This is a genomic window from Streptomyces sp. NBC_01384 (assembly GCF_045040035.1).
GTDB lineage: Bacteria > Actinomycetota > Actinomycetes > Streptomycetales > Streptomycetaceae > Streptomyces.
In genome coordinates this window covers 334,726-346,727 of record NZ_CP109559.1, presented here as the reverse complement: position 1 = coordinate 346,727, position 12,002 = coordinate 334,726, and the positions used below count along the sequence as shown (strand labels likewise).

The 12,002-nt window shown below is 71.2% G+C and carries 11 protein-coding genes and 1 pseudogene; 8 read left to right on the top strand and 4 right to left on the bottom strand.

Annotated features, from left to right (window positions below; translation table 11 throughout):
* Positions 1 to 21 precede the first annotated feature (21 nt).
* Positions 22 to 486 carry a cyclic nucleotide-binding domain-containing protein gene (locus OG747_RS01265; protein WP_405876938.1) on the bottom strand — a complete coding sequence of 155 codons (465 nt, stop codon included), beginning with the start codon at positions 484 to 486 and terminating at the stop codon, positions 22 to 24.
* 236 nt (positions 487 to 722) lie between these two features.
* On the opposite strand from OG747_RS01265, the gene OG747_RS01260 reads away from it, so the two are divergent.
* The 3 genes from OG747_RS01260 (at position 723) to OG747_RS01250 (ending at position 3,837) form a co-directional block, all read left to right on the top strand.
* Complete coding sequence (locus OG747_RS01260; RefSeq protein WP_405876936.1) at positions 723 to 1,631, top strand: universal stress protein; 909 nt, start codon at positions 723 to 725, stop codon at positions 1,629 to 1,631.
* Between the two features lie 130 nt (positions 1,632 to 1,761).
* On the top strand, positions 1,762 to 2,580 hold the full coding sequence (locus tag OG747_RS01255; protein ID WP_405885405.1) for a universal stress protein: 819 nt from the start codon (positions 1,762 to 1,764) through the stop codon (positions 2,578 to 2,580).
* Between the two features lie 375 nt (positions 2,581 to 2,955).
* A complete protein-coding gene (locus OG747_RS01250; protein ID WP_405876934.1) occupies positions 2,956 to 3,837 on the top strand; it encodes a universal stress protein in 882 nt (293 codons plus the stop codon).
* 165 nt (positions 3,838 to 4,002) lie between these two features.
* Here OG747_RS01250 and OG747_RS01245 read toward each other — a convergent pair whose 3' ends face one another.
* Positions 4,003 to 4,935 carry a pyridoxamine 5'-phosphate oxidase family protein gene (locus OG747_RS01245; protein WP_405876932.1) on the bottom strand — a complete coding sequence of 311 codons (933 nt, stop codon included), beginning with the start codon at positions 4,933 to 4,935 and terminating at the stop codon, positions 4,003 to 4,005.
* Positions 4,936 to 4,951: 16 nt separating this feature from the next.
* The gene (locus OG747_RS01240; RefSeq protein WP_405876930.1) at positions 4,952 to 5,431 is read right to left on the bottom strand and encodes a hypothetical protein; all 480 of its coding nucleotides are present in this window, start codon (positions 5,429 to 5,431) and stop codon (positions 4,952 to 4,954) included.
* Between the two features lie 389 nt (positions 5,432 to 5,820).
* On the opposite strand from OG747_RS01240, the gene OG747_RS01235 reads away from it, so the two are divergent.
* The 3 genes and pseudogenes from OG747_RS01235 to OG747_RS01225 form a co-directional block, all read left to right on the top strand.
* Entirely contained in the window at positions 5,821 to 6,696 is an 876-nt protein-coding gene (locus tag OG747_RS01235) for a universal stress protein (RefSeq protein WP_405885404.1), read from the top strand.
* A gap of 22 nt (positions 6,697 to 6,718) precedes the next feature.
* Positions 6,719 to 8,194 carry an AAA family ATPase gene (locus OG747_RS01230; protein ID WP_405876928.1) on the top strand — a complete coding sequence of 492 codons (1,476 nt, stop codon included), beginning with the start codon at positions 6,719 to 6,721 and terminating at the stop codon, positions 8,192 to 8,194.
* A 166-nt stretch (positions 8,195 to 8,360) separates the two neighbouring features.
* Positions 8,361 to 8,539, top strand: a pseudogene (locus OG747_RS01225) (alcohol dehydrogenase catalytic domain-containing protein); the annotation flags it as partial.
* A 126-nt stretch (positions 8,540 to 8,665) separates the two neighbouring features.
* Here OG747_RS01225 and OG747_RS01220 read toward each other — a convergent pair.
* On the bottom strand, positions 8,666 to 10,237 hold the full coding sequence (locus tag OG747_RS01220; RefSeq protein WP_405876926.1) for an oleate hydratase: 1,572 nt from the start codon (positions 10,235 to 10,237) through the stop codon (positions 8,666 to 8,668).
* A 293-nt stretch (positions 10,238 to 10,530) separates the two neighbouring features.
* On the opposite strand from OG747_RS01220, the gene OG747_RS01215 reads away from it, so the two are divergent.
* Entirely contained in the window at positions 10,531 to 11,433 is a 903-nt protein-coding gene (locus tag OG747_RS01215; RefSeq protein WP_405876924.1) for a universal stress protein, read from the top strand.
* 56 nt (positions 11,434 to 11,489) lie between these two features.
* A complete protein-coding gene (locus OG747_RS01210; protein ID WP_405876922.1) occupies positions 11,490 to 11,765 on the top strand; it encodes an SHOCT domain-containing protein in 276 nt (91 codons plus the stop codon).
* The last annotated feature ends 237 nt before the right edge of the window (positions 11,766 to 12,002 follow it).

Below are 12,002 nucleotides of genomic sequence, written 5' to 3'. Positions count from 1 at the left end.
CCTTGGTGGATTCCGACGCGGTCAACGGAGACTTCCGCTGCCGTAGGGCGCGTACAGGTCCAGCAGCCGGGTCCTGGCCGTCCGCAGGCGGCGGGCGACGGTGTCTCCCACCCACTGGCTCACGACCATGCCCAGCGCGGGATCGGCCTGGCACATGGCCCGTACCACCTCGGCGTCGAACTCGTACGCGCGCACCGGGCTCGTGGCCTCGGCACCCAGATGCCAGGTGTGCGGTGCGAACAGCCAGGACCAGCCGACGAGTTCGTTGTGCCCGAGGGTCTCGATGACGGCCGCGCGGCGGCCGGGCACACGCATGTCGAGGGCCACCGTGCCGGTACGGATGATCCAGAACCGGTCCGCGCGCCGTCCCTCCTCGAACAGGCGGGCTCCCTGCGGGAACGACACCTCCCGGGCGATGTGCATCAGTTGCTCGGCGTGCTCGGTGGGCAACGCCCGCAGCATGCTGGAAGTGGGAGAAGCGTTCATGATCCTGTCCTCTTCCTGGTGCGCGATTCTGCCACCTCCAATCTCTCCTCGAAGCCACGCTTTCACCATGGGCCGACCGGCCCCGAGGCCGGGCCGCACGGCGTGGCGGTGGGACGCCACTTGGGCCGAAGGGCCCCTCGGTAGGGCCTGCCCGGCCCCTGCACCCGGGCTCACCCCGGTATCAGGCTCGACGGGAGAAAGGGAATCCATCGACATGCAAGCAGGAGGTGCGGATCATGCTTCGACACGTCGCCGCGGGGATCGACGGTTCTCCCGAAGGCCTGGCCGCCGCGCACTGGGCGGCCAGGGAAGCCATGCGCCGAGGCATGGCACTGCGCCTGGTGCACGCCTGGCAGTGGCAGCCGCGGCCGACCCCGACCGTGCCCGCGGACATGTCGCAGCGCTCCTGGGCCGAGGACATGCTGGCGGAGGCATCGGACAGTATGCGCGCCGCGCACAGCGGCCTGCAGGTCATCAGCCACTCGGTGGCCGACTCGCCGGTCGGGGCCCTGCTGGCCGCGGCCGAGGAGGCCGATCTGCTGGTCCTCGGCTCCCGTGGAATCGGCGGCGTCGCGGGGTTCCTGACCGGGTCGGTGTCGCAGCGGGTCGTAGCCAGGTCACCGCGCCCTGTGGTGCTGGTGCGGGCAGGAGAGTGCACCGCCGACGAGCACCTCTCCGCGGTGGACGGGATCTCCCCCGAGGAGATACCCGAGACCCCGTACCGCGATGTCGTTCTCGGCCTCGACACCGACCGGCCCTGTGACGAACTGATCGAGTTCGCCTTCGACGCCGCCCGTCGCCGTGCCGCCCCGCTCCGCGTGATCCATGCCTTCAGCGGCCCGCCCGCCTACGCGGCGGTCGACAGGCTCGCTCCGGTGAACGGCCCCGAACTGCTCGCCGAGCACGAGCACGCCGTGGTCGCGACGCTGCGCCCCTGGTGCGAGAAGTTCCCCGAGGTCGCCGTGACCGAGATCGTCACCGAAAGGCGCGCGTCCGGCGAGTTGATCCGGGCCTCGGCCGGCGCGGCCCTCCTCGTGGTGGGACGCCGGGTGCGGGAAGCCAGTCTCGGCACCCACCTCGGCTCCGTCGCGCACGCCGTGATGCACCACGCCCCGTGCCCCGTCGTCGTCGTCCCGCACGCCTGAACAGACCGGGAGGAGTGGAGAGATGATCCGGCTGGGACTGCCGGTACCGCTCGGGTTCACCGTCACCGTCACCGCCGACGCCTGCCGGGAGTACCTGGCCACCGGCGAGGAACCAAGGGGAGGGACAGACATGACCACCCGTCATGTGACCGTCGGCGTGGACGGCTCGCTCATCGCCGTACGGGCGCTGGACCGGGCCGCCGAGGAAGCGGTGCTGCGCGGCGCCCCGCTGGACATCGTGTACGCCGTGCCCGACCTCGACGAGGCCGGTCCGGTACTGGCGTCCGCGACCGCACGGGTACGCGAACGGCACCCCGGCCTGCCCGTCACGGCCTGCGCCTTCGAGGGCGGACCGGTCCAGGCGCTGGCTCGGCACGGTCGGGACGCGGCGCTCACCGTGGTCGGCACGCGAGGGCTCGGTGGCTTCGCCGGCTTACTGTTCGGCTCGGTGAGCCTGCGGCTGGCCGCGCACACGTGCGGTCCGCTGCTCGTCGTACGGGGGAACCACCGATCCGCGGGGCACGGCGAGGTGCTGCTCGGCCTGGAAAGCGACGCCGACGCGGATGCCACGGCGTTCGCCTTCGCCGAGGCGGAGCGTCGCGGGGTCCGACTGCGCGTGTGGCACGCCGCGGTCCCTCGGCTCCGGACGCCCGCACCACCGGCCCTGATCCCCGCGGATCGGGTGCGGGACGACGCTGTTGCGCAGGCACTGATTGAACAGGCTGCACCGCGCCGCGTGGTGGCCGGGCTACGACAGCGATATCCCCAGGTCGAGGTGGCGACCCTCACGTTCGACTCCGGCCGGATGCACGCACTGCTGGAGGCGACCCGCGAAGCCGCCGTCGTGGTCGTCGGTGCCCACGGCCATCCCCACCGCATCGGCCCGCAACCGGGCCCGGTCGCCATCGCCCTGCTGCACCACTCCCACTGTCCGGTCGCGATCGTCTGAACGGTCCCTCGGACAACGACCTTCGGCGCCACCGCCCCCGGATCCGGAAGCTCTCCCAACTCCCATGTCTGCGCCGGGGCCTGGGACAGACGGTACGCGGTTGTCGGCCGATGTGACCGAGAGGCCTGGACCGGCGTTCCCGCGGCAACGCGGGGACGCCCCTCTCATGTGCGCGAATCCGCTCGGTCCGTCGCTCACACATGCCTCAACGGGGCTGCGGCACCGAGGACTTGTGCCTTCGTATCGGCGCTGCCTTCCGCGTACGTGGGGCGCGTGCCGCATGGGCCGGTCGGCCCCGGGCCGGGACCTGTGGCCCCTGCTGACGCGGGCTTCCCGCCCGGAGACTGAGTGGCATCCCCTTGAGGAGGTCCGCACATGTCCCCCAACGTCACCGTCGGTCTGGACGGTTCGCCCGAGAGCACCGCCGCCGCAGACTGGGCTGCCCGCGAGGCGCTGTCGCGCGACGCGACCCTGCGCCTCGTGCACGCCTGGCAATGGCAGCCCTACACGTACTCCCCGTTGGCGGGCGCCTCCGTGCCGCCCGTGGACGACCCGCGGGGCGAGTGGGCCGAGCGCCTGCCGCGGGAGACCGCGGCCAGGCTTGCCGAACGTCACCCCCGTCTGCACATCATCGCCGAGCGGATCCCGGAGCAGCCCGTCACCGCCCTGCTGGCGGTCGCCGAGGATGCCGACCTCCTGGTGCTCGGGTCCCGGGGCCTGGGCGGAGTCACCGGGTTCCTGGTCGGCTCCGTGGCACTCGCCGTCGTGGCCAGGACCGAGCGGCCGGTCGTCCTCGTACGGGCCGGCGAACGCGTCGAGGACGACCACCTGACGGGCGATGTCGTGCTCGGCCTCGACCTGGAGAATCCGGACGATTCCGTGATCGGGTTCGCGTTCGAAGCCGCTTCTCGGCGCGGGCGGAACCTTCGTGTCGTCCACGGATGGAGCCTGCCGTCCTCCTACGGCTACGGTGGCGCCTTCGACCTCGAGCTCAACGCGGAACTGCGCGCGCAGGTACAGCACAAGCTGACCGAGGTACTGCGGCCGTGGAGGCAGAAGTTCGCCGGCGTCGAGGTGAACGAGCAAGCGGTGGTCGGCAGCGCGGGCTCCCACTTGGTCGACGCCTCCCGGGACGCGGCACTGGTCGTGGTCGGGCGTCGCAGCCGTCGTACGCAGGTCGGCGCACACATCGGACCGGTGACGCAAGCCGTACTGCACCACGCCGCCGCCCCGGTCGCCGTGGTCCCGCACGATTGACCGAGCAGCGGACCAGGGCCGCAACACGCTCTCGGGAAAGTGCTCGTCGGCTCACCGGAGCCTCCCTTCGCGAGTCGGCGAAACCTTGGGCGGGGCCCGCTCCTCGGTCGGTGCGGGACCTTCGCGGTGGACTGCCCGCCGGGAGAAGCGGCAGTCCGTGCCCGGTCACTGATCGGGCGGACTGATGCGACGCCCCGTGAGGTGTGTGGGCCGGATCGACACCCACATATCGCGTTCGCCTCCCGCCCATGGCCTGCTGTGGGCGTGATCAGCCAGCCGTCGCACCGCGTCGGGCTCGGTGACCACCCGGGCGGGGCCGACGGCCAGCACACTCCAGCCCTGGCTCATGGCCTCGTCCACATGGTCGACCTCGAAGGCGACATCCGTTTCCCCGGCCGCGGCCGGGGCCGAGTTCGGCCTGGTTCGGAAGACGATCGCGTCGTCGACGACCTCGTAGTTCACCGGGATGACTGCCGGGCCGTCGGCGGTCGACACCGCGACGCGCCCCAAGCCATGCGTGGAGAGCAGAGCGCGGCATTCATCCGGGCCGAGGTCCCGCAGCTGGGGGTTGAGGAGTCCCTGGCCCTGGCCGGGCGGCAGATCGATTCCGCCGCCGCGCAGGGCGGCGACGGAGGTGCCCAGCGCGGCGGCCAGTCTCATGAGGGTTGCCAGGCCCGGGTCGGCCGACCGCTCTTCGAGGTACGCCAGGTACTGCGGCGCCATTCTGGCGCGGCGGGCAGTCTCTGCCCGGGTCAGTCCCTGTCGCCGACGTTCGGCAGCCACGCGTCGGCCGATGTCACCTGGGTGGCACCCCCCGCCCGGCGGGGGCGTGCCGGACCCGGCACCCGCCTGCGGACGTGCCTCGTCCGTGCTCAGCCGGGAAAGCTGGTCAGGGCTCCCTCCTGACCCGTGCTCGAGGTGACGGATGTGCGCGTCGGGCCCGGGGAACACGAGTGTCACCTCGTCCGTGTCCGACCAGTGCACGTCGTAGGGAGGGGTTCCGTCCTCGTGGTGGAGGCCGACAATCTCGCCGTCGCGCCTGGTGGCGCCGGTGGTCCGGCTTTCGACAACGAGTTGATCGCCGAGGTGAGCTCGCATGATCGCCGCCCCTTCCTCAGAATGGTGCTGTACCCAACGTGCCACGCGCGGAGTACCGCCGCATGGCCCGGGCAGCCCCGACCGGGGGAGCCGAACGGACCCTTCTCCGGCCGACCGGGCCCCCAACAGGTGTCGGGGGCGCCGCACCTGCGGGCGGCCGGTTCCTGACCCGGTTGAGCTTCATCACCGGGCGGCCGTCGTACTGGACCATCTTGTAGGCGGAGTCCAGGAACGGGGCATCGGCCGAGACTCCGACGCGGGTGCCGACGGCGTGGATGTCGAGCGGTGCCGCGGAGCGCACCAGGTCGTCCACGGCGTACTCGTCGAGACCGCCGCCGACGACGATGCGCACGTCCGGCAGTTCGACGGCGCCGAGGATGGCGCGGGCCCGTACCGCCAGGACTCCGAGGGCGCCGACCATCGGGTGTCCGGCGGCGGCACGACGAGTTGGGCCCCGGGTCCCCACCACGGTCGAACGGCGGCGGACCCCGGTCATAGGGCCGAAGGACCTCGGCGGGCGGCCATTCGGGCCACCCGGGTCACGCAGCGACGGGGTCTGCCCCCGGCCGGGTCGGCCGTCATGTCTGCGGAACGAACGTGACCGGACACGGCGCCCTCGGAGGGCCGTCGAGGACCTCCTCCCCGGGCCGGCCTCCGCGCCGGTCCGAGCCCTGTCGCACCGGAGTCCGCATGCGCCGCAAGCGGATTTCGGGTACTCCTCGGATAGGAAGCAACCGTGCCCGAGCGGCGGCGCAGACGAACGCGCATCGAATGCTCCTTGCCGTCGCCCGCACGGCCACCGACGGGGCGTGGGACGGACAGCAGTCCGGACAATCGGACTCGCTCACCGCCCTTCCGGTTTCTTACAAGACGGAGGCAGCCGCCATGGAGTCAGTGGTCACCGTGGGTCTCGACGGCTCACCCGAGAGCCTTGCCGCCGCCCATTGGGCCGCCGACGAAGCCGAGCGGCGGAAGTTCACGCTGCGCCTGCTGCACGCGTGGCCCCTGCTGGTGCCGGAACCGACCCGTATCCCCGCCGAGGTGGATCAGAACTACTGGGCGAAACGGATCGTGCACAACGCGCGGGCGGAACTCCAGGCGCGCCATCCAGGCCTCTCCATCGTCGGCAATCTCGTAGCCGACGACGCCCAGAACGCACTGCTGCAAGCGGCATCGGAGTCCGACATGACCGTGCTCGGTTCGCGAGGGCTGGGGGCTGTCGGAAGTTATTTCCTGGGAGACATCAGCATGCCCGTTGTAGCACGGGCCGAGCGGCCGGTGGTCCTGGTGCGTGCCGAAACCCGCGAAGCGGGGCCACCGTCCGGACCGCATACGGCACGCGGCGTAGTGGTGGCACTGAAACTGCACGGCCCGTGCGACGATCTGCTTGAATTCGCCTTCGGCACCGCCGCGGCGCGGGGCGTGCCCCTGCGGGCCGTCCACGGCCGGAGCCTGCCGCTCCACGCGCGCGTTCCCTGGGGCACGGACCACGCCATCGCCGAAGAGATCACGCAGGACGCACAGAAGCACCTGAGCCAGGCCCTCCGCCCCTGGCGAGAGAAGTTTCCAGGCGTGGAGGTGGTCGAGAGCATCGCACTCGAAAGTCCCGCCAAGGCCGTCATCCAGGCCGCCGACGGCGCCGGGCTGCTGGTCGTCGGCCGGCGCACGCACCGTCCCGGCCCGGCACCACGCCTGGGCCCCGTGGCCCAAGCCGCAGCCCACCACGCGCGCTGCCCTGTCGCCGTAGTCCCCCATGTCTGAGCCGAGCCGCCCGCGTGCAGAGGTGCACGAGACCCATACCTCCGTGGTGTTCTTTGTCGGGGACCGCGCCTACAAGGTCAAGAAACCGGTCGACCTCGGGTTCCTGGACCACACCACTGTGGCGGCGCGCCGGGCCACCTGCGAGCGAGAAGTCGCCCTCAACCGTCGCTTCGCCCCCGACGTCTACCTCGGCCTGGGGGAATTCCACAGCCCCGACAGGGACACGCCCGAACCCTTCGTCGTGATGCGCCGCATGCCCGCGGAGCGCCGCCTCTCCCGCCTGGTGAGAGAAGGCGCGGCCGTCGACGATGTCCTGCGCGCGGTCGCCCGGCTGCTCGCCACCCGTCACGCGGACGCTTCCCGCAGCCGGGACGTGGACGAGCAGGGGACGCGGGACGCTCTGTCGGCGCGCTGGGAAGCGAGCTTCGCACAGGTCCGTGCGCTGGCCGACGACGGCCTCGCGCTCGACGGCGTGGAGGAGGTCGAGCGACTGGTGCGCCGCTATCTGTCCGGCCGCAGGCAACTGTTCGACACGCGCATCGAACAGGGGCGGGTGGTCGACGGCCACGGCGACCTGCTCGCCGAGGACATCTTCTGTCTCGACGACGGCCCCCGCGTCCTGGACTGTCTGGAGTTCGACGACCGGCTGCGCCATGTCGACGGCCTCGACGACGCCGCCTTCCTCGCCATGGACCTGGAACAGCTGGGTGCCCCGGAGGCCGCGGCGTTCTTCCTCGCCGAGTACAGCGAGTACTCCGGCGACCCGGCACCGCCCTCCCTCCGGCACCACTACGTCGCCTACCGCGCGTTCGTCCGGGCCAAGGTCGCGTTGATCCAGGCACGCCAGGGCGCGCCCGGCGCGGAGGGGGTGGCAGGCCGGCTGATCACGACGGCCCTGCGGCACCTCCGTACGTCCGCTGTCGGTGTGACGCTCGTCGGCGGGCTCCCGGGGAGCGGGAAGTCCACGCTCGCCGGCGCACTGGCAGACCGTCTGGGAGTCACACTGCTCAGCAGCGACCGCCTCCGTAAGGAGCTGGCGGGCATCCCGGCCGAGGAGCCCGCGGCCGCCAGGTATGGCGAAGGCCTGTACTCGCCGGAGTGGACCGACAAGACCTACGCGGCCCTGCTCGACCGCGCATCCGCCCTGCTGTCCAGTGGAGAGTCCGTCGTCCTGGACGCCACCTGGTCCGGTGCGGGACAGCGTGCAGCCGCCCTGCGCGTGGCCGAACGAACCAGCGCCGACCTGGTGGCCCTGCACTGCCAGGTTCCGGGCGATGTGGCGGCGGCCCGCCTGACCACCCGTACGGCCGGAGCATCCGACGCCGGCCTCGACGTGGCCACCACCATGGCGGCCACGGAACCGCCCTGGCCGGAAGCCGTCATGGTCGACACGAGCGGCCCCTTGGAGGCTGCGGTCGTCCGGGCGCTGGCGGCCGTACGTCCTTACGGCGTCCGCCAGGCCCAGGTCTTCCGCCGCCCCTACATGGAGCCGGATTAGGAGGCGAGCCGCGACGACGCAGCCGACGACCTGTGTGCCGGAACGGACGGTCTGTTCAGAGGGCCCGGATGACCTGAGCGGCCGCCCCCCTTGAGGGGCCCGACGGTCTCTGTTGCCCCGAAGTCCTTCGCGGGCGACGGTGGAAGGCGGCAGCTGAGGGAGCACCATGCGAGCACTCGTCCACCACGGCCCCGAACGGACCTCCTGGGACACGGTCACGGTCCGGCGATCGAGGACCCGGCCGACGTCATCGTGCGGGTCGACGCCACGACTGTCTGTGGTACCGATCGGCACATCGTGCGCGGCGAGCTCCCCGAGGTGAAGCCAGGGACGGTGCTCGGCCATCCGGAGCCTTTGACCTCCTCGGCCGGTGGCCGGCGCGGCACCGATGAGGGCCAGGACGGACAGGAGCGGGCTGCCGAGAGCGCCCCGGCAGCCGTTCGTCCGGAAATGAGGACAGCGACACACGCACTATTGCCGGTGCATGGTCTCCAGCGCGCTTGCCAGTACGTGAGGATCGTGGTGGCCGTGGTAGACTTCGGGCGGCCGCTTGTCGAGCTTGAGGAGCTGGGCCACCGCCGTCCAGGCGGTGCGTACGGAGTACTCCACGGTGAAGACGACGTCGTCGGGCACATCGGCGAACTGCCCGATGAAGGCGAGGTTCACCGATCCCTCGGGCACCACCTTGGGCCGGTCGTCGCCGCGGCGGACCAGGAACTGGCTGGTGATGTAGGGCATCAGACAGGGGACGACGGTGGACGTCTCAAGGACGCGAGCCGCCACCGGCTCCTCGAAGCCGAGATGGTGCAGGAGCTCCTCGAGAATTTCGCGGCCGGAGCACATCGTCATCGGCTTCGCGGTGTGGTTGCCCGCCCGCCCGGGGAACAGTCCGTAACCCCACCAGACCGACACCCCCTCGGGCTGGTCGCGGTAGACGGGCTGGCGGTTGGCGACGATGGAGAGCAGCCAGTTGGAGTCGGTGAAGGTCATCAGGCCGCCCTTGCCTGTCTCGCGGCCGCTGAAATCCTCCAGCGCGTCGAGGAAAGCCGGGTCCTTGGAGGTGACGGTGAACGACTCCCACCGGGACTCCTCGACGTGCTTGTCGAAGACGTCCGGGTTGCCGAAGTCCTCACGTCCCCTGGCCAGCCGGTGCCAGAGCAGCCAGGCGTCGGAGGACCGGGGAGGCGCCGGCGGTGCGGAGGTGTGCGAGCCGAGGCTGGAGGCGTCGGTCATGGAGCCGTTGGTGACCAGGACGAGGTCCTCGGGGGTCACGTCGATCTGCTCGTGGTGTCCCTCGTGGGACACGTAGATGAGGTTGACCGAGGTGCCCTGGTCCCCCGGCACGAACCCGAGGTCGGTGACGCGGTATCCGGTGTGGACGACGACGCCGCGTTCGAGCAGCCAGTCCGTCAGCGGCCGCACGATGGAGTCGTACTGGTTGTAGCGGGTCCGGTATATGCCCGACATGGATGAGAACTCGGGAAAGAGATGGATGAAGCGCCTGAGGTAGCGGCGGAACTCGATGGCGCTGTGCCAGGGCTGGAAGGCGAAGGTCGTGCACCACATGAACCAGAAGTTCGTGGTGAAGAAGTGCTCTCCAAAGCAGTCGGTGATCCGCTTTCCGTCCAGGTGCTTCTCGGGGCTCGCCATGCACCGGACCAGGTCCAGTCGGTCCCGTTCGGAAAACCCCATCGATCGGGTGTCCACGATCTTTCCACTCCCGTCGACGAGGCGGGAGATGTCGTCCCAGGCGAAGTCCTCGTGTCCGGCGAGGATCTCCTGCGTCACCGACACCGAAGGGTCGTCGAGCGAGGGAATGCCGGACAACAGGTCGTACGTGCAGCGGAACTCCGCCTCGAACATCCGCCCGCCGCGCATGCTGTAGCCGGTGCCGACCGTGCCGCCCGCGTCCAGGCTGCCGCCGATCTGTCGCTGCTCCTCGAAGAGATGGATGTCCGATCCGTCGAGACCGCCGTCGCGGATCAGGAACGCGGCCGCGGCCAGCGCCGCGATACCACTGCCCACCAGATATGCCTTCGCCATCACTCAACTCCTCGTTGTCACGGGTCGATCGGGAACCACGCACCCCACGGTTCCCTGCGGCGGTGGCCGCTGTCAGGGGGCCGATGGTCATCGGTGTGGTCCGGTCGGCCCCAAAGGCCTTGCGCACTGCCCCCATGCGGGTGCGTGCAGGGCGGCGGCGCGGCCGGTGGACCGTCACCGGCCGGGCATGGCCCGGTCGGCCCCGGCCGGGGACCCGGTGGCCCCTCCCCGTACGGGCGCCCTGCCGGGGACGCTGGTCATGAGGAACCGATCGAGTGCTGGAGGTGTGCGTCATGCTGTCGCCCGTGATCGCCGGAGCCGATGGATCCGCGGAGAGTCTGGCCGCCGTGGAGTGGGCGGCCCGTGAGGCCGAGCGCCGCGAACGGCCGCTGCTGGTGGTACATGCTTGGAACTGGAGCCCGCCTTCCGCCGACGGCGAGTCGGCGCACGCGGCTGAACGATATCTGGCCCGACGTGCCCTGAGGCAGGCCGAGGAACGAGTCCGCGAAACGTGCCCCGGCGTGCGCGTCGACGACGAGCAGGTCGAGGGGCCCGCGACACGGGCCCTGCTCGATGCGGCCGACCGGGCCGACCTGCTGGTACTGGGATCGCGAGGGCTGAGCGGCTTCACCGGATTCCTGGTGGGCTCGGTCGCACTGGGCGTGGTGGCGCGGGCCCTGCGTCCCGTCGTCCTCGTACGGGCCGGGGAAGAGGCGGAGGACGAGCATCTGCCGGCGGCGGACGGGAGCGCGTCCGCCCGTACCGGGTACCGGGACGTGGTGCTGGGTCTCGACGTCGCCGACGCATGCGACGAGGTGACGGCGTTCGCCTTCGAGGCCGCCCGGCTGCGCCGGGCGCGTCTGAGGGTCGTCCACGCTTGGCATGCGCCGTCCCCGTTCGGCCTGGGCCCTGGTGAGGTCGGCCTGCTGAACGACCGGCAGCGCGCGGAGGAGTGGCAGGGGGCCCTCTCCGCAGTGCTCCAGCCGTGGAAGGACAAGTACCCCGAGGTCGACGTCGTCGAGTCGGTGCCGGAGGGCAAGGCGTCGAGCGCGCTGATCCGGGCCGCATCCGGAGCGAGCCTGCTCGTCGTCGGCCACCGCATCACCGAGCGCCCGGTGGGCGGGCGTACCGGCCCCGTCACCCGCGCCGCCGTCCACCACGCGAGCTGCCCGGTCGCCGTGGTCCCGCACGACTGAGGCGACGCGTCGCAGTCGTGCTCATGCCGACCCGAAGCCGAAGGAAGTGACCCGCCATGTACGGGAACCGCTACGGCATGAACGGATGGGACTGGTTCGCGATGTCGACCGGCACGGTCCTGATCTGGGCCGTGCTCATCACCGTCGCCGTCCTGGTCTTCCGCGCCCTGAACCGGGCCCCCGCGCGGGGGCGGCAGCCGCACACCCCCGCCGCGCCCTCGGCCGAACAGCTGCTCGCCGACCGGTTCGCCCGAGGGGAGATCGACGAGGAGGAGTACCGCCGCCGCCTGGCGGTACTGCGCGAGGACAGCGCCGACCTCACCGAACACTGACCACCGCGGTCAGTGCTGCACGATGTCGCCGGAGGCGACGTCGTGCAGCTCACGGCGAGGTCCTCCGAGGCGCGGCTCGCGGCCAGTTCGTCGCCGTCCTCGGTGAGGTAGATCTGAACTGTCCACCACTTGGTCTTCCTGGTGTCCATCATGATCACTCCTGTACGGAGGACGCGGGCCCGGAGATTCCGGCGGAGCCGCGCGGGCCCGCGCCCGCGTCCCCACCTCCTGGCCTGC

Coding starts and splice junctions, on each gene's coding strand:
- OG747_RS01210 (WP_405876922.1), top strand. CDS start 11,490: ATGTACGGGAACCGCTACGGCATGAACGGATGGGACTGGTTCGCGATG.
- OG747_RS01245 (WP_405876932.1), bottom strand. CDS start 4,935: ATGCGAGCTCACCTCGGCGATCAACTCGTTGTCGAAAGCCGGACCACC.
- OG747_RS01215 (WP_405876924.1), top strand. CDS start 10,531: ATGCTGTCGCCCGTGATCGCCGGAGCCGATGGATCCGCGGAGAGTCTG.
- OG747_RS01240 (WP_405876930.1), bottom strand. CDS start 5,431: ATGACCGGGGTCCGCCGCCGTTCGACCGTGGTGGGGACCCGGGGCCCA.
- OG747_RS01235 (WP_405885404.1), top strand. CDS start 5,821: ATGGAGTCAGTGGTCACCGTGGGTCTCGACGGCTCACCCGAGAGCCTT.
- OG747_RS01260 (WP_405876936.1), top strand. CDS start 723: ATGCTTCGACACGTCGCCGCGGGGATCGACGGTTCTCCCGAAGGCCTG.
- OG747_RS01220 (WP_405876926.1), bottom strand. CDS start 10,237: ATGGCGAAGGCATATCTGGTGGGCAGTGGTATCGCGGCGCTGGCCGCG.
- OG747_RS01250 (WP_405876934.1), top strand. CDS start 2,956: ATGTCCCCCAACGTCACCGTCGGTCTGGACGGTTCGCCCGAGAGCACC.
- OG747_RS01265 (WP_405876938.1), bottom strand. CDS start 486: ATGAACGCTTCTCCCACTTCCAGCATGCTGCGGGCGTTGCCCACCGAG.
- OG747_RS01255 (WP_405885405.1), top strand. CDS start 1,762: ATGACCACCCGTCATGTGACCGTCGGCGTGGACGGCTCGCTCATCGCC.